Below are 20886 nucleotides of genomic sequence, written 5' to 3' on the forward strand. Positions count from 1 at the left end.
CTGCCCGCGCCTGCGCTGCATGCTCATCAGGGACTCACCTCGTCCGAGAACATCGGGAGCGGCGAGTCGGGCGAGTAGTCGACCGGCACGTGGGCGGGCTGGCCGGGGTGGCGCTTCGTGCCCCGCGCGGAAACCCCCACCGAGGTGATGCCGCGCTTCCGGCCGGCGAGCTCCTCCAGGAGCCAGGTCTCCTGGCGCGTGACGAGCGACACGTGAGGCAGCTCATCCGCGACCAGTGGTACGGGGTCAGTCTCGTTGGGCGTTGGGGAGCGAAACGAGTACACGCGAGCTCTGGTGGACCAGGGCGTGGACAACCTGGTGTCATGGCTGAGGGGCCGCGTCGCTTCCCCGCGCGAGAATCGTGGGCCGGCGGCGGCAAAGGCGGAGGGCTAGGAGGGGGCAGCGAAGCCACCTGGTCCGAGCCTTGCGCCCGTACATCTGCTCAGATGTTTGGCCGGGTCGGTCTCGGCTTCAACGCCGACGGGGGTCCACACCTTCGCGTCGGAGACGGCGGCGGTGCGGACCAGTTCGCCGGTCGCGGTCGGGTGGTCCGACTTGCCGTCGAGTTGGAGCTTGATGCCGCGGACTGGCGGACGTACCGGCGGCCCTGCTGGTCGCAGGCGCCGAAGTCCTGGACGTTGCGCTGGGCCTCGATCAGGGAGACCTTGTTCGCCCCGCTGGCCATGGTCGGCCAGCGGAACTGGACCCCGTCGTCCTCCCGGAAGCAGACGGAGCAGATCTCGTACGAGCCGGGCATGGCGTCGAGCACGCGGTGCCCGCAGCAGGGGCAGGGGGAGCGGTCGCTCACCCGCGCAGTCTCGTTGCAGGTCCGGCCGGTGCGCCGTGGATTTCTCCGCCTCGGAGCCCCCGGCCAGTCCGCAGCCAGTCCGCAGGACACCCGTAAACGGCCGTCGGGAGCCCACGCATGCCAACGAGGAAATCCCAGCTCAGGGGCCTGGAGAGGGCTCCGCCGCAGGTCAGGATCAGAACGCAGGCATTCCGCTTCAACGTGTGATCGCGTATTCAGAAGGGCCTGAACTGCGAGGATGCAGGTCAGGCCCTTCTGCTGTCCGCAACAGTCCGCAGAACCGGGAGCAGCTACGTGTCGTAGACCGTGGAGCGGTGTCCGACGTGTACGACCCACACCACCAGCTCCCCGTTGTCGACCGTGTAGACGACACGGTAGTCGCCGACCCGTAGGCGGCGGCGCTCAGGCTGGGATACGAGGGCGGTGGTGTTGAAGCCGAAGGGGTCGCTTTCAAGCTCTGTCAGTTTGGCCAGGATACGAAGCGCCATGTCGCGCGGGATCTTGCGCAACTCGGCCTGGGCCTCGGGCCGGAACACCGTGCGATAGTCACTCACCGCGTGCCAGCGTCTCCCTCATCACGTCCTCGATCGGGACGCCGGCGGCCGGGCTCGCCATGCGCTCGTCGATGACGCGGTTGATCTCGCGCTCTTCCCACTCCTGGTACTTGCGCAGCACCTCGATCGAGACCACTGCGGCGACCTGCTTGCCACGACGGGTGATGACCGTGGGCACGTCGTCGCGGTCGGCCCGCTCGACGACTTCGGCCAGGTGGGAGCGTACGTCGCGGATGGACTCTATGGGTAGCGGCTGAGTCATGCTTCAAAGGTACCGAGTGTGCCATGTGTACACAACTCTGCGGATCCCGGTCGGCGCTCGAGGTCAGCGGTAGCAGTCTGCGGGGACATGGCTAGAGGGAGTCGGGGCGGGATGGGGTGCAGTGAGCGGGACGCGGTTGCCGGGGGAGAGCGGCTGTGCGAGGTGGCGCAGGCGGTGGCCGGTGATCACGGGCGGGCTGTCGAGGCGGTTCGGGGGGCGCTGAAGCCGATCTGCGACACGGCGGCTGAACAGGCGCTGGACGCCATCCCGGTGGCTCGACCGAAGGAGGTCATCGAAGGGCGGCTGATGCTCGGGGAGGTCGAGAGGGGTGGGCTCTCGTCGGTCCGGCAGGTACTTGATGCCGGGTCCTACCGGTTGCGACAGATTCCTGGCGTGGGGCAGCGGACCGCCGACCAGGTCATCGCGGCGGCGCGTCAGGTATCCGATGCCGTTCGGGAGACCATCGCCGTCCACATCGACGTGGTGCCGCCCGCGCGCCGTCAGCAGCTGGTGGACGAGTTTGCCGCCGTGCCGGGTCATGCGGTGCTGGTGGCGCAGATCGAGGCGGCGGGGTAGGGCTCGACATGCAGGCTGTGTCCGTCGTGATCATCTGTGAGCCTCAGACCAAACCGACCATCGAACACCAGGCGGTGGCGCTGACCCATCGCATGGGACAGGTGCGTTCGGTCCGGGTCCGCCATCCGCTCGTCCACCCATGGGTGGACGAGCGGATGGCGGGGACTGAAGAATAAGACCCGCCTGTTCGACGCGTACGCACGTCGCAGCGCGGTCGCCGGGTCGACGCCGGACGCGGTCGGCGTTTCGGACACGGCGATGCCCGCCAGATCGTCGAGGAGGAGCAGGCACGGCTGGGAGCGGTCCGCAAGGAGTCCGCAGGACACCCGTAAGCGACCGTCGGGACCCAACGCACCCCAACGGAGAAATGCCTGGTCAGGGCGTTATAGGTGCCTCCGCCGCAGGTCAGGATCGAGCCGCAGACATTCCGCTTCAACGTCTGACGTCTCATCGAATATGGTGCCCGGCCCGCTTGTTGGTGGGTCGGGTAGACGTCTGTCCGCGGGAAGTCCTCGTCTGCGAGGTGTTGTGGCTGAGGGTCGACCTGGTTGGAGTGGTTGTGGCCGACGCTTCAGACCTTGACGACCTCCACGGAGGGGCCGCACAGAAGCGTCAGGTCCTCGGGGTCGGAAGTAAGGATCGTGGCCGGCTGGGGCGCGTTGCGGGCGATGACGGCGAAGGCGGCGTCGATGGCGTACTTGTGGCCGTGGAGATGATGGGCGCGAAGGAGGGCGGCGGCTTCGTCGGTGACCTCTCTGGTGACATCGTGAACGTCGACGCGGGAGAGGACCCACTTGATGCGGGCCGGGTGGATCCGCTCGTAATCGGCCTCCAGAGTGGTCATGGCGCTGGTGATCACGCGGATGCCCTCCTCCGAGGCCGCCTGGACCAGAGCCACGACGGTGCGGTCCTTGCGGTAGAGCTTGGAGAGTCCTTCGCTGTCGAGCAGCAGGGTGCCGGGCATCAGGCGGCGGCACCGCCTACCTGTCGGTGGTCATGGCGCAGCAGCGCGCGCGCGGCCTCGACCTCCTCGCGGGTGAGCTCGTCATTGTCGGTCTCGAAGTCGGCGACGATCTCCCGAAGCTTGTCCATGGCGACCCGTTGTTCGAGGGCTTCGGCGACGTAGGCGGAGAAGCCGCCGGGGCCGACATGGGCGCGTACGGCCTCGGCAAGGTCCTCGGGCAGGCTGATGGAGTACTTTCTGCTACTGCTCATGGTGCCGATCCTACCGGCGGTCGTAACTCTGTGGGTGTGAACAGTCATGGCGGCGCCGGAGGCGGCTCGGCGCGTCTGGTTCGCGAACAGCCTTGTTGTGGCGAACGGCGAGCGGGACCCCTGGCCACTTCCGGCCGGGGGTGGCGACGAAGGGATCGCGACAGAGCTGCGCAGGCACCTCGGCTCCGTCGAGACCCTCGTGGGCCAGTCCGCAGCCAGTCCGCAGGGCACCCGCAAACAGCCATCGGGAGCCAACGCACGCCAACGGATAAATGGCTGTTCAGAGCCCTGGATGTGGCTCCGCCGCAGGTCAGGATCGGGTCGCAGACATTCCGCTTCAACGTGTGATTGGACTGCGAAACGGCCTGACCTGCGAGAAAGCAGGTCAGGGGCGGGGCCCGGGGGTTCCGCGGTGGATCAAGGCCCGATCGCAGGGGAGTCCGACGAGTGGTTCCCGGGCGCGTATCCGGGCCGAGCACGGTATCGCTCGTGCCGGCGTGAGCGCATGGAGATGCCCGGCGGTTGATCTTTTTCCGCAGTGGTCGACGCATGCGGGTACCTTTCCTGGGGAACTCGGGTAGGTCTGCGTTCGCCGAGGAGGGTCATGGACGTAACCGGCACCGGCACGGGAGATTCCCCCGTGTCCGGTCCCCAGGCATGGTCCGGTGCCCTGCTCGGTGCAACGCTGGAGGACGTGCGCACGGCTGTCGTCGTCGTCGACGACGACGGACTCATCGTCTCGGCCAACGGCGCGGCCCAAAGCGTGCTGGGCCGCAGCTTCGAGGAACTCGTCGGGCAGGACTCCCACGACCTGCTGCACCGCGACAGCCACGGGCACGCCCCGCCCCGTACGCGCTGTCAGTTGAGGGACGCGCTTCTCTCGGGGAGGACCGAGCACGGTGACCCGGAGTGGTTCGCCCGCGGGGACGGCACGCTTGTCCGGTTGTCCTGGCTCGTCGCACCCTGCTCCTCCGGATCGGCGGAACAGGGCGCGCTGGTGCTGTTGTACGGATCGGATCAGGTCGTATCGAACGAAGGCGACAATGGGGTCCCGGCGCCGCTGACGGAGCTGGACCGCCTGGCCCTGCTGGCGGAGACGACCACGCAGCTGACGTCCACCTTGGATGTCGACGAGGCACTGCGCCGGCTGTCGGCCCTGACGGTGCCCCGGCTCGCGGACTGGGCGGTGATCGACCTGCTCACCGAACGGGACGAGGTCCGGCGCGCCTTGGTGACGGAGCACAAGGACGGGATCCTGGTCGAGCGGGAGGACCTGCAAGGGCCCATGCCCCCGGTGCCGGAGGAGTCCCCGATGCCCCTGTCGCGGGCTCTGCGCGGTGCCGCGTCCTCCCTTGTGGACCCTGCCACCTATCAGGGCCCGCCCGATTCCGGAATCGCGGTCGAGCAGGGCCGCCTGTTCGCCGAGACGGGCATGCACTCCGCTGTCATCGCACCCATCCGGGGACTGCGCGACGTGCTCGGAGCCCTGACCCTGGGACGCTCGAAACGTCCTGGCGCCTTCACCGCCGCCGATCTGCCACTGCTGGAGGACATCACCCGCCGGGCGGGCCTGGCGTTGGACAACGCGCGTCTGTACCAACGCCAGCGCAAGGTCGCCGAAACCATGCAGCGTCACCTGCTGCCCCAGCTCCCCACCGTGCCCGGGGTGGAGATGACGGCGCGGTACGTACCCGCTCCGCACGCCTCCTACGTCGGCGGCGACTGGTACGACGCCTTCGCCCTGACCGACAGCTCCCACGCCCTGGCCGTCGGCGACGTCGTCGGGCACGACCTCGACGCCGCAGCCGGCATGGCGCAGGTCCGCAACATGCTGCGGGCCTTCGCCTGGTCCCAGCCCCAGGCCACGCCCAGCGCCGTCGTCACCCAGCTCGACGACGCCGTGAAGCACATAGCCGAGGTCCCCATGGCGACCATGATCCTGGCCACGCTCGCTCTCGGCGACGACGAGCTGTGGCGACTGTCCTGGACGAACGCCGGCCACCCTCCTCCGCTGCTGGTCAGCCACGACGGCCGGGCCCGCTACCTCACCGACGCCCACGGCATTCTGCTCGGGACCGGACTGATCCGGCCCCGTCCCGACACCGTCACCGTCCTGCCGCCCCGCACCACCCTCCTGCTCTACACCGACGGCCTGGTCGAGTCCCCGCACCACTCCATCGACCATGGACTGGACCGGTTGCGCCGGCACGCGGCCTCTCTTGCCCACCGCCCTCTGGAGTCGTTCTGCGACCTGCTGCTGGAGCGGGTCCGTCCCGGCGACAACGACGACGACGTCGCCATGCTCGCGCTGCGCACGCCCATTCGTGCGTAGACCGGCGGCCATGATCAGCCCGTGCGGGAGCCGGCACGCCGGTGTGCCGCTTCGGCCGTTCGCCCGTACGTGACCGGGGAGAGTCCTCCGTACGCCGGTACCGGGGGGTGTCTGTGCCGTCGGCGCGGGTACCAGCGTCGGCATGCCCTTGTCGATGGAAGTACTGCCGGAGCCGATCCGGGCAGGAACGGGCCGGACTCGAGGAAAACGAACGCAGGGCGGTCGCATGGTGACGGACCGGCCGCACGTGGCGGCGTGATCGCCCTCCGTGCGGTGATCGGGCGACTCCTGAGCCGGCCACCGGTCCTTCGGCCGACACCGCGGTGGCGGAGCCGGGGCACACGGCGGTGGACAGCCGGAAGCCCGTGTGCCCGGCTCCGCCCGAGACGGCCGACCGGCGTCGCGGGGCTCCGAGGACGATGCCGAGACTCACAGAACTGGAGAAGGAAACTTGGGGTGGCTCATCACCGCGGTCGGAGGGGTAGTGATTGCGGCCGCGTTGCACGACGTGTTTCACACCCTGTGGCGTCCGTCGGGTCGCGGCAGTCTCAGCACGCTGGTGACAGCCGGGGCATGGCGCCTAGGCCGAGGTCCCCGCACCCGGGCGCGGTTCATCTCCGTGGCGGGGCCCATGGCGATGGCGGTGGTCGTGCTGATGTGGACGTCGATCATCGTTGTGGGCTGGGCTCTGGTCTACTGGCCGCACATGCCGGGGGGTTTCTCCTTCGCTCCGGGGCTCGAACCGGCGCAGCGCTCCGATGCCCTGGACGCTTTGTACCTGTCCCTGGTGACGGTCGGCACGCTCGGTTTCGGCGACATAGTCCCCACCGCAGGCTGGTTCCGTCTGGTCACTCCTCTGCAGGGTCTGATGGGGTTCGTCCTGCTGACAGCCGCCACCTCCTGGATCGGGCAGATCCACCCTGCTCTCGCCCGCCGACGTGCCCTGGCGTTGCGGCTGGCGTCCCTGCGCAAGGCGGCGCGGGTCACGGGGCCGCCCGACGCGGCCTTCGGCGCCACGTTGCTGGTGAGTCTGGCCGATGAGGTGAACCACGTCACCGTCGACCTCACCCAGAACTCGGAGACGTACTACTTCCACGATGGCGACGACGACCGCTCCCTGGCTGCCATGATCGGTTATGCGGGAGACCTCGCTCTGCTGGGACAGGCGTCACAGTGTGCCGACCTCCGGATGAGCGCCGCCATACTGACCGCCGCTCTGGAGGAACTCGCGTCGCTCCTCAGCAGCCAGTTCACAGAGTCGGAGGGGACCTTCATGGACGTCTTCGCCGCTTACGCACGTGATCACGGATGCTCGCTCGCGCGGGCGTGACCGGGCGTGACGGATGCCCTGGTGTACCCCTGGTGCTCGGGCCGGTCGCCAGGCACGTCGGCGCCGTCCACCCGATCCCTTTCGCGGCCGGGGCCGCAACTGTATTCAGTCCGCCCGGAACTGTGGCGGCGCGCGTCGGCAGGCACGCGTCGGCGTGAAGCCGAAGGGGTGCTGTCGGCGGTGCGTGGCATGGTGCGGTCATGAGCTACGACCTGGCGGTGTGGGAAGGGGCCAAGCCCGCTGACGACGTGAGAGCGGGGGAGATCTTCACCCAGTTGTACGACCGTCACATCGACACGGACGAAGAGTTTCCACCGTCATCGCGTATCGCCGAATACGTCGCGGGACTTCTGGCGCGGTGGGCGGACCTCACGGAGGACGAGGAGGAGGACACCTCTGCCTGGTCCACCGGGCCGCTGATCGACGAGGCGGCCGGCCCGTTCCTCTACTTCTCGATGCGCTACGGCATGGCCGAGGAGGCCTCGGCATACGCTGCGGACCTCGCGGCATCGATGGGGCTCGTCTGCTTCGATCCACAAGCAGGGGTACTGCGGCCGTAATCCTCCCAAGGGGATACGTGCGGGTGTCCACGATCAAGGGAGGTTTCGGCCGGCCCCGCCCCGGCCGGTGGCCGGCCAGGCGTTACGCCTGACGCCGGGCGGGTACCTCTGTGCGGACAAAACGCCCACGACGCATCGGGAAGCGAGAAGCACATGAAGGTGGGTTACAAGCTGGCCGCCGAGGCGTTCGGCCCGGCGGAGCTGGTACGGCAAGCGGTTCTGGCGGAGAAGGCGGGCTTCGACTTCGTCGAGATCAGCGACCATTACCATCCCTGGCTGGACAACCAGGGGCATTCGCCGTTCGCCTGGACCGTCCTCGGAAGCATCGCGGCCAGGACCTCACGGATCGAGCTGGCGACCGGCGTGACGTGCCCCACCGTGCGCTACCACCCCGCGATCATCGCTCAGGCCGCGGCGACCCTCGCCCTCCTCTCGGAGGGCCGTTTCGTCCTCGGTGTCGGCTCGGGCGAGCGGCTCAACGAGCACGTCGTCGGCCGCGGCTTCCCCGACGCGGTCCGCACCCGGCACGAGATGCTCAGGGAGGCCCTGGAGATCATCCGGCTGCTGTGGAGCGGGGGCTACCGGTCCTACGAAGGGAAGCACCTGCGGCTGGAGGACGCCCGGGTCTTCGACCTCCCCGAGGAACTCCCCCTGATCGCGGTGGCCGCCAGCGGCCAGGTGTCGACGCGTATCGCCGCCGAACTGGGCGACGGGCTGTTCGCCACCGAGGACAAACCGGAGATCGTCCGGCACTACCGTGACGCCGGCGGCGCCGGCCCGCGCTACGCGGAGGTTCCCATGGCCTGGGCGCCCGACGCGCACACCGCGGCGAAAGCCGCCCTGGAGACCTCGCGATGGGCCCTGACCGGGTGGAAGGTCATGAGCGAGCTGCCCAACCCGGTCAACTTCGACGCGGCGACGACCACCGTGCGCGAGGAGGACGTCCTGGAGAAGTTCGCCTGCGGCGCGGACCCCGCCCGGTACATCGAGGTGGCGCAGCCGTTCGTCGACGCGGGTTTCGACAGGCTGGTCATGCAGAACGCCGGCCCCGATCCCGACGGCTTCATCGACTTCTACCAGAGCGAACTCGACGGGCGCATCCGGCAGCTGAAGCCGAACGGCACACAAACCTGAACCGCGTCGTGAGCCGAACGGCACGTGGCGGGCGGCACGTGGCGGGCGGCACACCGCACGCGGGCCATCGGCCGGCCGGTCACATGACCGATGCACGGCCGCATCTTCTCCCCATGAACGGGTAAAGTGGTAGTAAATCCTGGGAATTCTGCTCGCGACAGGCGTTGCTCGTGAATTCGCCGCGTTCGGCAGAGCCCAGGGGGTGTCGGGGGCGCCCCCTATTGGGTTCCAATAGGGGTCCGGCCCCCCGCGCCCGCGCCGTTCGGAAGAGGTGCGCAATGGATCCATGGCTGATTTGGCTGATCGTCGCAACCGCGCTGGCGGTGGCGGAGATCTTCACCCTCACCGCCGCGCTCGGAATGCTGAGTGCCGCCGCGCTGGTCACGGCGGGGTCCGCCGCGATCGGGCTGCCGGTGCCTTTCCAGTTCCTGGTGTTCTCCGTCGTCGCCGTCGCCACCGTGGTTTTCGTGCGCCCCGTCGCGCTGCGCCGCGTGCGCCGGCCGCAAGTGGCGCGATTCGGTGTGGACGCGCTGGTGGGCAAGGCCGCCTCGGCCGTCACGGAGGTGACGGGCCTGGGCGGCAGGGTGCGCATCGAGGGTGAGGAGTGGACGGCCCGTGCGTACGACGAGACTCTGGTGATTCCTCCCGGAGCGACCGTCGACGTCATCGAGATCAATGGTGCCACCGCGTACGTCTACCCCCGGGACTGAAACCATGGAAATCTCAGCGTTTCTCATCGCCGGCCTGATCATCGCGCTTTTCGCGATCTTCACCGTGGTGCGGACGGTGCGTATCGTTCCTCAGGCGCGCGCTCGTAATGTCGAGCGGCTCGGCCGTTACCACCGCACCCTGAATCCCGGCCTCAATCTCGTCATTCCCTACATCGACCGCGTCCACCCGGTGATCGATCTGCGGGAGCAGGTCGTCTCCTTCAAACCGCAGCCGGTCATCACCGAGGACAACCTGGTCGTCGAGATCGACACCGTCCTGTATTTCCAGGTCACCGACCCGCGGGCGGCCTTCTACGAGATCGCGAGTTTCCTCCAGGCCGTCGAGCAGCTGACCGTCACCACCTTGCGCAACGTCGTGGGCTCCATGGATCTGGAGAAGACGCTCACCTCACGGGACACCATCAACAGCCAGCTCCGTGGCGTGCTGGACGAGGCCACCGGCAAGTGGGGGCTGCGGGTCAACCGGGTGGAGATCAAGGCCATCGACCCGCCGCAGACCATCAAGGACGCGATGCAGAAGCAGATGCGGGCCGAGCGGGACAAGCGGGCCGCGATCCTCGGGGCCGAGGGACAGCGCCAGTCGCAGATCCTCACCGCCGAGGGCGACAAGCAGGCCGCGGTCCTGCGGGCGGAGGGCAACCGTACCGCTGCGATCCTCCAGGCGGAGGGCCAGTCCCGGGCCATCGACGAGGTGTTCCAGGCCGTGCACCGCAACGATCCCGACCCCAAGCTGCTCGCCTACCAGTACCTCCAGGCGCTGCCGCAACTGGCCCAGGGCTCGGGCAACAACTTCTGGGTCATCCCCAGCGAGATCACCTCCGCGCTCCAAGGCGTGTCCCGGGCCTTCAGCGAGGAGCTGCCCAAGTCGCCGGCCACCCGTGAGAGGCCGGTCGACGACATGGCCGCCCAGGCCGCCAACGACACGGCGCAGGCGGCGGAAGCGGCCGCCGAGGCCGTCGCCGACGCCGCCAAGGCCGACGGCGCCGCCCCTGCCGCCCTTCCGTCCGATCCGCCTCCCCGGCAGTGAGCGGCCGGTGACGACAACTGCCTGGCCGCCGCCTCGAAGATGGCCGGCGGGGTCCGTCCGCTCGAAGGTGAGAGGGCCCGGTATGCGCGGCCCCGCGTCCGAGACCTGTCCGCCGGACGGGCCCGGCTCGGGGAGCCGGGCCCGTCCGTGTCCTTGAGGCCGTCGGAGGACGATGAGCGCGCCCGCCGCGTTCGGCCCCCTGCGCAGGACGGGGCCCGGCCTCGGTGATCTCCGAAGGGCCCGCGCGGGAGGGCCCGTGCGCCGGATCCCGCCGACCCGCGGTCGCGTCGACCACGTCGGCGGGGCGCACGTCCTGTGGGAGCGCGCCGGCCGGCGCGCACAGGTGGTGATCCACGAGGCCGACGCACCGATGCTCCGCTCGCGGCGGGCCCACGTGGACGGACGCCCCGCCCGCCGGGGCCGGTACCCGGGGGACCCGGCGGGCGAGGCGAGGGTGACGGCGGCCGCGAACGCCGTCATCTCCGGCGAGACGGAGCCCACCCTGCTCGTCAGGGGCGGGGAGGGCATCTCGCTGGGCGGCGGCGTCCACCCCTCCCGGCTCGTGCCGCCGTTCACGACGGTCACGGAGGCGGACGCCGCCGGGCAGGGCCCCGCCCGTGGCCACGAAGCAGACCGGCGCAGCAGCCCCTGACGCGCCGTCACCGCGCCGCCGGGGGACCTCGTGCCCCCGGCGGCCGCGTCGTCGTACCTCTCCCGGCGGCGCGGTCCGGGGCCGTCCGGGCCGCCCGGGCCGGCGGGTCGCTGAACATGTCGGCCGCATGGCGATGGTGTTTCGTTCGTGCGGGCCCTCTTGTGCAATTCCTGTGGAACCCTCAATCTTTCGGCTGACGCCCGCAGTTGCTCCGGCAGTGATCATTGACATGGTCACGCCACTAATGACCGGCTACGCCCCACCCGCGGCACGTGCGTCACCGGCACCAACCCCCACAGCAACGCACCCCGACTGAGGAGGAACCCTCACATGGCGTTGATGCGTCACCCCCACCGAAGACTGGCCACTCTCGGCGTCGCGACCAGCGCGGCGCTCATGGCGGGCCTCGTCTCCGCGCTCCCCGCCGGCGCGGCCCCGGCAGCCGAAGGCCACATCCAGTACGAGGGCGCTGCGAACGCCGTCAGCGACAGCTTCATCGTGACCCTGAAGGCGGACGAGGCGAAGTCCGGCTCCGCCGAGGGCCGTGCGGTGGCCGAGAAGTACGGCGCCGAGATCGAGCGGACCTACACCAAGGCGCTCAACGGCTACGAGGTCGAGGCCTCCGAGGCCGAGGCGAAACGTCTCGCCGCCGACCCGGCCGTCGCCTCGGTGGTCCAGAACCGCACGTTCCACACCACCGGCACCCAGACCAACCCGCCCTCCTGGGGACTGGACCGCATCGACCAGGCGAACCTGCCGCTGAACAACTCGTACACCTACCCGGACTCGGCCGGCGACGGGGTGACGGCGTACATCATCGACACCGGTGTCCGCATCTCGCACAGCGACTTCGGCGGCCGCGCCCGTAACGGATACGACGCCGTCGACAACGACAACGTCGCCCAGGACGGCAACGGCCACGGCACCCACGTCGCGGGCACCGTCGCGGGCAACGCCTACGGTGTGGCCAAGAAGGCCGACATCGTCGGCGTCCGCGTGCTGAACAACGCGGGCTCCGGCACCACCGCCGGGGTCGTCGCCGGCATCGACTGGGTGGCGCGGAACGCGGTCAAGCCGGCCGTCGCCAACATGTCCCTCGGCGGCGGCGCCGACAGCGCCCTCGACGCGGCCGTGCGCAACGCGATCAACGCCGGCATCACCTTCGTCGTCGCGGCGGGCAACGAGTCCACCAACGCCTCCACCAAGTCCCCGGCCCGGGTGACCGAGGCGATCACCGTCGGCGCCACCACCTCCACCGACGCCCGCGCCAGCTACTCCAACTACGGCTCGGTCCTGGACATCTTCGCCCCGGGCTCCTCCATCACCTCCAGCTGGCACACCGGCGACTCGGCCACCAACACCATCTCCGGTACGTCCATGGCGAGCCCGCACGTCGCCGGAGCGGCCGCCCTCCACCTGGCCGCCAACCCCTCGGCCACCCCCGCCCAGGTCTCCTCCGCGCTGACCTCCGCCGCCACCAGCGGTGTCGTCGGCAACCCGGGCAGCGGTTCGCCCAACCGCCTGCTGAGGGTCGGGGACGGCGGTACCACCCCGCCGCCGCCCCCCGGTGACCGCTTCGAGAGCACCCAGGGCGTCGACATCGCCGACAACTCCACCGTCGAGACCTCGGTGACCGTCTCCGGCGTCCCGGGCAACGCGCCCTCCGGCCTGGCCGTCGAGGTGGACATCACCCACACCTACATCGGCGACCTCCGGGTCCAGCTGATCGCCCCCGACGGCACGGCCTACACGCTGAAGGCGTACGGCACCGGCGGCAGCGCGGACAACATCGACACCACGTACACGGTCAACGCCTCCTCGGAGACCGCCAACGGCACCTGGAAGCTGCGCGTCAGTGACAACTACACGTACGACACGGGCCGGCTGAACGGCTGGGCCCTGCAGTTCTGACCGACGGGACCGGATCCCCGGGCAGGCGCCCGGGACGCCGTCCCCTCGCCCTCGTCCCCGTGAGCGGGCTCCGGATCGCCGATCCGGCCGTCCGCCGCGGGGGCGAGGCGTGTGGACGGGGGAGAGGGTGCCGTGCCCGGTGCGGGCGGCTCGGACAGGGGTGCCCTCAACGGCCCCTGTCGGAGGGCACGCTTACGATGCGCGGAGCCATGTGCCCGGGCGGCGGTCCGCGCCGGCGCATGCACCACTTCTCCGCAGCAGCACGGCAGAACCAGGAGCACGGCACTCGTGTCCATACCCCCGCCCTCCGGGCCCCAGCAGCCCGAGGGCGCCCCAGGGCAGCACCCGCGGGGTCAGTACCCGACTCCCCGGCCCCAGGGGCCGTACGCGCCACCGCCGTTCCCCCAGGGCCCGTACGGGCTCCGGCCTCCGCCCCGCTTCAACGGGCTCGCCATCGCCTCGCTCGTCCTCGGTCTGCTGTGGTTCGTGCCGGTCGTCGGGCTCGTGCTGGGGATCGTCGCGCTGGGGCAGATCCGGCGGCGGGGGGAGCAGGGCCGGGGCATGGCGATCGGCGGGATCGTGATGTCCTCCGTGTCGCTGGTGGCGTGGGTCCTGCTCGCCGTGCTCCTCGCCGTCTTTTGGGACGAGCTCGACGAGGTCTCCGTGACGGGAGACACCGGGGTCCACGCCCTCGCCGACGGCGACTGCTTCGACTCGCCCGGAGGGCTGGTGGGCCGGGCGACCGAGGCCGACCGGGTGCCGTGCGAGGGGGAGCACGACGGGGAGGTCTTCGGCACCGTCCGTCTGCCCGACGGCCCCTACCCGGGCGACGACAGCCTCTTCGACACCGCCGACGAACGGTGCCACGGCCTCGAGGACGCCTACGCCATGGACGGCTGGGCCCTGCCGTCCGACGTGGACGTGTACCACCTCACCCCGTCCAGGGACAGCTGGGACCACGGCGACCGCGTCATCATCTGCGTGTTCGGCAACCAGGACGAGAACGGCACCCTCACCGGTTCGCTGCGCAGGGACGAGAGCACGCTCGACGCGGACCAGGTGGTCTACCTGAAGAGCACGCACGTCATCAACGCGGCGCTGGATCAGGCCCCCGAGTCGGAGTTCGTCGAGGACGACCTGCCCGGCCACCGGGAATGGGCACGGGAGATCTCCGAGGCGCTCGCCGGGCAGAGCGGGATGCTGCGGGAGCACGAGTGGCCGGCCGCCGCCGAGGAGCCCGTGACGGATCTCGTCGGTGTCCTCGAGAAGGCCGAGACCGCATGGGCGAAGGCCGCCGAGGCCGACGACGTGGACACCTTCTACGAGCACTACGGCAAGGGCTGGGAGCTCATCGATCCCGAGCGGTCGGTCCCCGCACGCGAAGCCCTGGACCTGGCCACCACTCCGCCCACGTTCGACGAGGACGCCGGCGAGGGCGGCAGCGAGGACGGGACCGGGGGCGGCGGGGACGACGAGGACCGCATCGAGGTGTGAGGGCCGCCATAGCGGGGAGGAAGTGTCTGCGTGAAGACCCCCACGGGGGTGTGTCATCACATCGAGTGATTCTCTGGCCTTCGCTTGCCTGGTGCAACATACGGTTGCCACGCTGTCGCTTTCTGTACAAGCTGATGGGAGCGGCCAGTGACATTCGGTGAGCAGCCGGCGTATCTGCGCGTCGCGGGTGATCTCCGTAAGAAGATCGTCGACGGTCGGCTGCCCCCGCACACCCGCCTTCCGTCCCAGGCGCGGATCCGTGAGGAGTACGGCGTCTCCGACACGGTCGCGCTGGAGGCGCGCAAGGTGCTCATGGCGGAGGGCCTCGTCGAGGGCCGCTCCGGTTCGGGGACGTACGTCCGCGAGCGGCCCGTGCCCCGGCGCGTGGCCCGTTCCGGGTTCCGCCCGGAGCGCGGCGCCACCCCGTTCCGGCAGGAGCAGGCGGACGGGGACGTGCGCGGCACCTGGGAGTCGAGCAGCGAGCAGGCCGAGGCCTGCGGGGACGTCGCAGAGCGGCTCGGGATCGAGCCGGGGGACAGGGTGATGCGCACCCGGTACCTCTTCCGGGAGGCCGGCGAGCCGATGATGCTCTCCACCTCCTGGGAGCCGCTCGCCCTGACCGGCCGGACGCCCGTGATGCTGCCCGAGGAGGGCCCCCTCGGCGGCATGGGCGTGGTCGAGCGCATGCGCGCCATCGACGTGGTCGTGGACAACGTGACCGAGGAGGTCGGCGCCCGCCCCGGCCTCGCCGAGGAGCTGGCACTGCTCGGCGGCGTCCCCGGCCATGTCGTCCTGGTCGTCCGGCGCACGTACTACGCCTCGGGCCGCCCGGTCGAGACGGCCGACGTGGTGATCCCCGCCGACCGGTACCGGGTCGCGTACCGCCTCCCGGTGAGGTAGCCGGACCGGCGGCCGTCACGGACCGCGACCCCGAGCCGTCGTCGACCCCGGAACACTCCCTCTGCGCCCCGTGCGGGCACGCGCACGCCCCGACGGGCGGCGGCGTGCCCGTTCGGGCGTCGTACGAATCTGGCCGTTCTCGCAGGTGACCACTCAGTGGCGGGCGCGGGGGCGGCATGCCCCTGACCGGATGCATCGAGCTCGCCCACGGCGCATTCGTCGTGATGCGCCCCCTGTGCACTGGCCGGTTGCGTATCTCTTTGTGCAAACCCATGTTCGCTGCGTGAAGGTAAGGCGTAGGCTCCGGCATATGCGGACTGGGGATTCCTTACCGGGCGGGGCGCGGCGCGTGCCGCGGACGGGAAGCGGAGGGGCGCGATGAACGACGGCACGGCCACGCTTCCCTGGCTCGTGGTGCGACAGGACGACAACGGCAATCGCTATCGCGTGGGCCGGTACGCGACCCGCGCCGAGGCGCAGGAGATCGCGGACAGTCTCGACGGCCGCGGGCACAAGCAGCTGTACTGGGTCGAGCGCATGGGGCGCACCGCGACGCCCTCCGACTGATCTCTCCCCCGACTCCCACGGGTCCCACCACGTCGTGGCCCGTCCTGTCACGTCATGTTCGGGGCAGGCTCCCGGGCCTCCCGTAGGCTCCGGCGCATGAGTGAGCGGATCGTGGTGGTCGGTGCGGCCCTGTGGCACGGGGGCAGGCTGCTCGCCGCCCGCCGCAGCGCCCCCGCCGACCTGGCCGGGCGTTGGGAACTGCCGGGCGGCAAGGTCGAGCCGGGCGAGGCGGAAGACGCGGCCGTCGTGCGGGAGTTGCGTGAGGAACTCGGCGTGGACGCCGAGGCCGAAGAGCGCGTCCCGGGCGAGTGGGTGCTGAGGGCGCCGTATGTGATGCGGGTGTGGACCGCCCGCCTGCGCCCCGGATCCGCCGCTCCCGAGCCCCTCGAGGACCATGACCGGCTGCGCTGGCTGACCCCCGCGCGGATCTGGGACGTCGACTGGCTCGACCACGACGTGCCGGCCGTCCGCGACATGCTCGCCCATCTGGACCTCACCGCGCGGGGTGTGTGACGTGCGCACCGCGGTGGACGGGGGAGCGCACCGCACCGCACTGCGCATCGCCGTCCCGCATGTCATGACGTGGTGTCGTGGACGGTATTCGACCATCAATGCCGGGTATGGGCCCATTGGTCCCATGAGGTCGGGGGTCCGTGGAGCGGAGCACGGGCGGTGGACCGGCCGCCGGTGAGGGACGGAGGTGATCCGGTGGGCGACACCGAGGGCGACACCGAGGGCGACACCGGGGGCGACCACGTCACGTGGACCTTCCCCGCGGATCCGGGCGCCGTGGGCGCCGCGCGCTCCACGGTCCGGGCCCAGTTGCACGGCTGGGGCCTCGACTGCCTCGATGACCAAGCGGCCCTGCTGGTCAGTGAACTGGTCACCAATGCCCTCCGGCACGCCACCGGCCCCATCGACGTCCGCCTGCTGCGTCCCCTTGGCCTCGACGGGGTCCTGCGGGTGGAGGTCTCCGACCCGCTGCCGGACCTTCCGCACGAGCGGGACGCCCGGCCCGAGGACGAGGGCGGGCGCGGGCTGTGGCTCCTCGCCCGTACCGCCCGCCGCTGGGGCACCCGGCCCGACGGCATCGGCAAGACCGTGTGGTTCGAACTCACCGTGCCGGGATGAGCGTTCGCCCCCGGCTGAAAAGAGGCGCCGTACCGCTCCTCGCCGGTGTACGTACGGGCCCCTCCTGTCGAGCGACCGGTTCAGGCCCCGGATGGTTGTCGAAGAAGGAGGTTCGATGACGTGTCCGCTGGTTAGAAGACTGGGAGTGTTCTCACAGACCGGACCGAAAAGCATCGGAGCGGTGCTGTGATCGTGAACACCGTGTTGTGCGGCACCGTAGTGCTGGATACTGCGGGCAGCCGCCCCCGGTGACCGGTGCCGGACGCGGTGAGCTGGAGGGGACGGTTCGCGTGAGCGAGATACCAGCGAAGGCCACGGAGTCCAAGGACCCGTCGGGCGGCGCAAGGGCCGAGGCCAACGACGGCCTCTCCTCCGGCGATGCCTCCGCCGCCGCTCCTCTCGGAGATCTCCTGCCCGCCGGTGACGTCTCGTCGGTGGGCGGGACATGGCAGGTCAGTCCTCCCGGCTCCATGTACGAGTACATCAAGGTCGCGTCCTTCTCCATCGGCCCCGACGGACTGGTCGACCAGTGGAGCCTGCGCGCCGAGCAGATCTTCGGCATCCCGGCACGGCGGGCGGTCGGGATGGACCCCGTCGAGGTCTTCATCGACCCGGACCGGCGCGAGCAGGGTCAGCGCAAGATGGCCGAGATCCTCGACGGCCGGGAGTGGACCGGGGTCGTGCCCTTCCGCCTCCCCGACACGGGGGAGGGCGGCGAGCCCGGCGGTGAGGCCCTCGCCGAGGTCTATGTCATGCCGACGCGTACCGAGGAGGGCGAGAGGGCGGCCGTCTGCATCGTCGTCGACGTGCGCACCCTGCGCAGCATCGAGACCGATCTCGCCGCTTCGCAGGCCATTTTCGGCCAATCTCCTTTCGGGTTTCTGCTGATCGACCCCGACCTGCGGGTTCGCCGCGCCAACGAGCGGTTCGCGTCCACCTTCGGAGGCACGCCCGACGACCACCGGGGCAGGGACGTCCACAGCTATCTGCCGCGCGGTGAGGCCGAGCGGGTCGACGCGACCATGCGCAGGGTGCTGGACACCGGCCAGTCCATCACGGACATGCACGTCACGGGCTTCGTACCGGGCTCCACCGGACGCCGTCACTGGTCCATCAACCTGTACCGCGTACGCAGCGGCAGCGGCCGCCCCATCGGCATCGCATGGCTGGGAACGGACATCACCGCCCGCCGCGCCGCCGCCCGCGAGGCCGCCAACGCGCGGCGCAATCTCGCCCTGCTCAACGAGGCGGGCGCCCGGATCGGCAACTCCCTCGACCTGGAGACCACGGCCCGCGAACTCCTCGACGTCGCCGTCCCCGGCTTCTGCGACCTGGCCACCGTCGACCTCTACCAGGGGCTGCTGGTCGGCGACGAGACCCCGCCGGGCCTCGCCGACGGCAGCGCGGAGGTGCGCCGCGTCGCCTTCGCCAGCGCCGTCTCCGACGCGCCGTTCAGTGTCACCGGCGAGCCCGTCGAACTCGGCGCCGTCCACCACTACGCGTTCAACTCGCCGTGCGCGGACGCCCTGCGCACCGCCCGCCCGCGGACCCTGCCGGGCGAGGACGGCGGGCTGGTGCGGTCCACGCTCGCCGTGCCGATGGTCGCCCACGACACGGTGGTCGGTCTCGCACAGTTCGCCCGGACCAAGGGCAGCGAGCCCTTCGGGGACCGCGACCGGGACCTCGCCGTGGAACTGGCCGCGCGCGCCGCCGTCTGCATCGACAACGCCCGCCTCTACCGGCGCGAGCACGAACGCGCCCTGATACTGCAGCGGTCCCTGCTCCCGCCCGGCGACCCGGAAGCGTCCGGCCTCGACATCGCCTGCCGGTACCTGCCCGGCAGCCCGGCCACCAGCCGCCCCAGCGAGGTCGGCGGCGACTGGTTCGACGTCATCGAACTGCCCGGCCACCGCACCGCGCTGGTCGTCGGGGACGTGATGGGAAGGGGCCTGCGCGCCGCGGTGGCGATGGGCGAACTGCGCACCGCGGTCCGCACCCTGGCCCAGCTCGACCTCGAACCCGCCGAGGTCCTCTCCCAGTTGGACGAGATCGCCCGTGGCCTCGGCGCCCCCGGAGGCGTCCAGCAGGCCACCCGGGCCGCCCGCCGCCCCCAGGAGGCCGACCTTTCCGAGGTCTACCTGGCGACGTGCGTCTACGCCGTGTACGACTCGGTGACCAGGAGGTGCACCTTCGCCAACGCGGGCCACCTGCCGCCCGTCCTGGTCGAACCCGGCGAGCCCGCGCTGATGCTGGACGTGCCGCCGGGCCTGCCGCTCGGCGTCGGAGGGGAACCCTTCGAGGAGGTCGAGGTCGAACTGCCCGAGGGCGCCCTGCTCGCGCTCTACACGGACGGTCTGGTCGAGAGCCGCGACCACCCCCTCGACGAAGGGCTCCAGGCCTTCGTGGGCGCGCTCACCGACCCCGTCCGGCCCTCGGGCGACGACCACCACGACGGCTCGGCGCCGCCGCGCGCCGACACCCGGAACCTGGAGGACGTCTGCGACCACGTCCTCAACACCCTCGACACCCACCACGGCGAGGACGACATCGCGCTGCTGATGGCACGTGTCCAGGGACTGCCCGCCGACTCCGTGGGCGACTGGGCGCTGCCGCGCGAACCCCGCAGCGTGGGCCGCGCCCGCGAGTACGCTCGTACACAGCTGCTCGCCTGGGACCTGGAACCCCTCGTCGACACCACGGAACTCCTGGTCAGCGAGCTGGTCACCAACGCCCTGCGGTACGGCGAGGGCGAGATCAGGCTCCGTCTCCTGCTCGACCGCACCCTGGTCTGCGAGGTCTGGGACGCCGGTCTGGTCCAGCCGCGCCGCCGTCGCGCCCGCGACACCGACGAGGGCGGCCGCGGCCTCCAGCTGGTCGGCCTGCTCAGCGCCGCCTGGGGCTCCCGCCGCACCCCCCGCGGCAAGACCGTCTGGTTCGAACTCCCCCTCCCCGGTGCCGACACCACCCTCGCCGACCCCGCAGAGGCCCTCCTGAGCCTCTTCTGACACCCGGTCGCCGAACGCCCTCGCGTACCCTCGCCGTATGCACCCGACTTCGGCCCCGGTCACTCCGGTACGCCCGACAGCGGGTCCCCTGACCCTGAGGCCCTGGAGCCCAAAGGACTCGGCCGGCCTGGCCGAGCTGTACCGGGACGAGGCGTTGCGCCGCTGGACGGGTGACGCCGTGCGCGACGGGGCGAGCGCGGCGCGCTGGGTGTCGGCGCAGCAGCGTGGCTGGGAGGCGGGCGACCGGCTCGCGTTCGCCGTGGAGGAGACGCCGGCGGGGCCGGGAGCACGCGGCACCCCCGCGAGACTCGTCGGCAACGTCGTCCTCAAGTACGCGGCCAGGGGGTCGGGCTCCGCCGAGGTGGGCTACTGGACCGGGGCGCCCGCGCGGGGCCGCGGCGTGGCTCCCCGCGCTCTGGCGGTGCTGACCGGCTGGGCGTCCACGGCCTTCGCCCACGAGGGCCTGACCCGCCTGGAGCTGCTGCACCAGGTCGACAACGAGGCTTCCTGCCGCGTCGCCGGGAAGGCCGGTTCCACGCTCACCACCGTGCTCCCCGCCGCACCGCCCGCCTTCCCCCGGGACGGGCACGTGCACGTACGCCACGCGCCCACCGCCGCCTGACCGCAACCACAGGCTTCCCCGCCCTCGTCCTCCTCCCCAGGATCAGCCGCGGGCCCGGACGGGACCGGCGGCGGA

The 20886-nt window shown here is 70.9% G+C and carries 21 protein-coding genes and 1 pseudogene; 16 read left to right on the forward strand and 6 right to left on the reverse strand.

Features of this window, described 5'->3' with window-relative positions:
* Positions 1-26 precede the first annotated feature (26 nt).
* From ACWZEH_RS22615 to ACWZEH_RS22630, 4 genes are all read right to left on the reverse strand, one after another.
* Positions 27-212, reverse strand: coding sequence for a hypothetical protein (locus ACWZEH_RS22615; protein ID WP_456192935.1), 186 nt, complete (start codon positions 210-212; stop codon positions 27-29).
* A gap of 230 nt (positions 213-442) precedes the next feature.
* Positions 443-808 carry a CPCC family cysteine-rich protein gene (locus tag ACWZEH_RS22620; RefSeq protein WP_456192936.1) on the reverse strand — a complete coding sequence of 122 codons (366 nt, stop codon included), beginning with the start codon at positions 806-808 and terminating at the stop codon, positions 443-445.
* A 290-nt stretch (positions 809-1098) separates the two neighbouring features.
* Positions 1099-1362 carry a type II toxin-antitoxin system RelE family toxin gene (locus ACWZEH_RS22625; RefSeq protein ID WP_456192937.1) on the reverse strand — a complete coding sequence of 88 codons (264 nt, stop codon included), beginning with the start codon at positions 1360-1362 and terminating at the stop codon, positions 1099-1101.
* Entirely contained in the window at positions 1355-1624 is a 270-nt protein-coding gene (locus ACWZEH_RS22630) for a type II toxin-antitoxin system Phd/YefM family antitoxin (RefSeq protein WP_456192938.1), read from the reverse strand. Before ACWZEH_RS22630 ends, ACWZEH_RS22625 begins: the two co-directional genes overlap by 8 nt.
* A gap of 483 nt (positions 1625-2107) precedes the next feature.
* Here ACWZEH_RS22630 and ACWZEH_RS22635 point away from each other — a divergent pair.
* Positions 2108-2532, forward strand: a pseudogene (locus tag ACWZEH_RS22635) (C-terminal helicase domain-containing protein); the annotation flags it as partial.
* Between the two features lie 239 nt (positions 2533-2771).
* On the opposite strand, the gene ACWZEH_RS22640 reads toward ACWZEH_RS22635, so the two are convergent.
* Entirely contained in the window at positions 2772-3164 is a 393-nt protein-coding gene (locus tag ACWZEH_RS22640) for a PIN domain-containing protein (RefSeq protein WP_384016235.1), read from the reverse strand.
* The gene (locus ACWZEH_RS22645) at positions 3164-3415 is read right to left on the reverse strand and encodes a hypothetical protein (RefSeq protein ID WP_073946283.1); all 252 of its coding nucleotides are present in this window, start codon (positions 3413-3415) and stop codon (positions 3164-3166) included. Before ACWZEH_RS22645 ends, ACWZEH_RS22640 begins: the two co-directional genes overlap by 1 nt.
* A gap of 604 nt (positions 3416-4019) precedes the next feature.
* Here ACWZEH_RS22645 and ACWZEH_RS22650 point away from each other — a divergent pair.
* From ACWZEH_RS22650 to ACWZEH_RS22720, 15 genes are all read left to right on the forward strand, one after another.
* Positions 4020-5747: a PP2C family protein-serine/threonine phosphatase gene (locus ACWZEH_RS22650; RefSeq protein WP_456192939.1), complete on the forward strand. Its 1728-nt coding sequence runs from the start codon at positions 4020-4022 to the stop codon at positions 5745-5747.
* A gap of 631 nt (positions 5748-6378) precedes the next feature.
* A complete protein-coding gene (locus tag ACWZEH_RS22655; protein ID WP_456192940.1) occupies positions 6379-7077 on the forward strand; it encodes a potassium channel family protein in 699 nt (232 codons plus the stop codon).
* Between the two features lie 200 nt (positions 7078-7277).
* Entirely contained in the window at positions 7278-7637 is a 360-nt protein-coding gene (locus ACWZEH_RS22660) for a hypothetical protein (RefSeq protein ID WP_456192941.1), read from the forward strand.
* Positions 7638-7790: 153 nt separating this feature from the next.
* Entirely contained in the window at positions 7791-8771 is a 981-nt protein-coding gene (locus ACWZEH_RS22665; RefSeq protein ID WP_456192942.1) for a TIGR03557 family F420-dependent LLM class oxidoreductase, read from the forward strand.
* 278 nt (positions 8772-9049) lie between these two features.
* Positions 9050-9481, forward strand: a complete 432-nt coding sequence (locus ACWZEH_RS22670; protein ID WP_456192943.1) for an NfeD family protein — start codon at positions 9050-9052, stop codon at positions 9479-9481.
* A 4-nt stretch (positions 9482-9485) separates the two neighbouring features.
* A complete protein-coding gene (locus ACWZEH_RS22675) occupies positions 9486-10529 on the forward strand; it encodes an SPFH domain-containing protein (RefSeq protein WP_456192944.1) in 1044 nt (347 codons plus the stop codon).
* Positions 10530-10785: 256 nt separating this feature from the next.
* Entirely contained in the window at positions 10786-11181 is a 396-nt protein-coding gene (locus tag ACWZEH_RS22680) for an MBL fold metallo-hydrolase (RefSeq protein ID WP_456192945.1), read from the forward strand.
* A gap of 330 nt (positions 11182-11511) precedes the next feature.
* Positions 11512-13092, forward strand: coding sequence for a S8 family peptidase (locus tag ACWZEH_RS22685; protein WP_456192946.1), 1581 nt, complete (start codon positions 11512-11514; stop codon positions 13090-13092).
* A 288-nt stretch (positions 13093-13380) separates the two neighbouring features.
* Positions 13381-14586: a DUF4190 domain-containing protein gene (locus ACWZEH_RS22690; protein ID WP_456192947.1), complete on the forward strand. Its 1206-nt coding sequence runs from the start codon at positions 13381-13383 to the stop codon at positions 14584-14586.
* 147 nt (positions 14587-14733) lie between these two features.
* The gene (locus ACWZEH_RS22695; RefSeq protein WP_456192948.1) at positions 14734-15486 is read left to right on the forward strand and encodes a GntR family transcriptional regulator; all 753 of its coding nucleotides are present in this window, start codon (positions 14734-14736) and stop codon (positions 15484-15486) included.
* Positions 15487-15864: 378 nt separating this feature from the next.
* On the forward strand, positions 15865-16053 hold the full coding sequence (locus ACWZEH_RS22700; protein ID WP_456192949.1) for an SPOR domain-containing protein: 189 nt from the start codon (positions 15865-15867) through the stop codon (positions 16051-16053).
* Positions 16054-16149: 96 nt separating this feature from the next.
* On the forward strand, positions 16150-16566 hold the full coding sequence (locus ACWZEH_RS22705; protein ID WP_456192950.1) for a (deoxy)nucleoside triphosphate pyrophosphohydrolase: 417 nt from the start codon (positions 16150-16152) through the stop codon (positions 16564-16566).
* Between the two features lie 195 nt (positions 16567-16761).
* A complete protein-coding gene (locus tag ACWZEH_RS22710) occupies positions 16762-17184 on the forward strand; it encodes an ATP-binding protein (protein WP_456192951.1) in 423 nt (140 codons plus the stop codon).
* A 290-nt stretch (positions 17185-17474) separates the two neighbouring features.
* Positions 17475-20189 (forward strand): SpoIIE family protein phosphatase, encoded by a 2715-nt coding sequence (locus ACWZEH_RS22715; RefSeq protein WP_456192952.1) that lies wholly within the window; start codon positions 17475-17477, stop codon positions 20187-20189.
* A 37-nt stretch (positions 20190-20226) separates the two neighbouring features.
* A complete protein-coding gene (locus ACWZEH_RS22720) occupies positions 20227-20811 on the forward strand; it encodes a GNAT family N-acetyltransferase (RefSeq protein ID WP_456192953.1) in 585 nt (194 codons plus the stop codon).
* Positions 20812-20886: the final 75 nt, after the last annotated feature.

The sequence above is a fragment of the Streptomyces yamdrokensis genome (assembly GCF_053890455.1).

What these genes read in the sequence shown, in the direction of transcription:
- ACWZEH_RS22655 (WP_456192940.1), top strand. Translation starts at nt 6,379, where the DNA reads ATGGCGATGGCGGTGGTCGTGCTGATGTGGACGTCGATCATCGTTGTG.
- ACWZEH_RS22670 (WP_456192943.1), top strand. Translation starts at nt 9,050, where the DNA reads ATGGATCCATGGCTGATTTGGCTGATCGTCGCAACCGCGCTGGCGGTG.
- ACWZEH_RS22700 (WP_456192949.1), top strand. Translation starts at nt 15,865, where the DNA reads ATGAACGACGGCACGGCCACGCTTCCCTGGCTCGTGGTGCGACAGGAC.
- ACWZEH_RS22665 (WP_456192942.1), top strand. Translation starts at nt 7,791, where the DNA reads ATGAAGGTGGGTTACAAGCTGGCCGCCGAGGCGTTCGGCCCGGCGGAG.
- ACWZEH_RS22720 (WP_456192953.1), top strand. Translation starts at nt 20,227, where the DNA reads ATGCACCCGACTTCGGCCCCGGTCACTCCGGTACGCCCGACAGCGGGT.
- ACWZEH_RS22705 (WP_456192950.1), top strand. Translation starts at nt 16,150, where the DNA reads ATGAGTGAGCGGATCGTGGTGGTCGGTGCGGCCCTGTGGCACGGGGGC.
- ACWZEH_RS22675 (WP_456192944.1), top strand. Translation starts at nt 9,486, where the DNA reads ATGGAAATCTCAGCGTTTCTCATCGCCGGCCTGATCATCGCGCTTTTC.
- ACWZEH_RS22650 (WP_456192939.1), top strand. Translation starts at nt 4,020, where the DNA reads ATGGACGTAACCGGCACCGGCACGGGAGATTCCCCCGTGTCCGGTCCC.
- ACWZEH_RS22640 (WP_384016235.1), bottom strand. Translation starts at nt 3,164, where the DNA reads ATGCCCGGCACCCTGCTGCTCGACAGCGAAGGACTCTCCAAGCTCTAC.
- ACWZEH_RS22630 (WP_456192938.1), bottom strand. Translation starts at nt 1,624, where the DNA reads ATGACTCAGCCGCTACCCATAGAGTCCATCCGCGACGTACGCTCCCAC.
- ACWZEH_RS22660 (WP_456192941.1), top strand. Translation starts at nt 7,278, where the DNA reads ATGAGCTACGACCTGGCGGTGTGGGAAGGGGCCAAGCCCGCTGACGAC.
- ACWZEH_RS22645 (WP_073946283.1), bottom strand. Translation starts at nt 3,415, where the DNA reads ATGAGCAGTAGCAGAAAGTACTCCATCAGCCTGCCCGAGGACCTTGCC.
- ACWZEH_RS22685 (WP_456192946.1), top strand. Translation starts at nt 11,512, where the DNA reads ATGGCGTTGATGCGTCACCCCCACCGAAGACTGGCCACTCTCGGCGTC.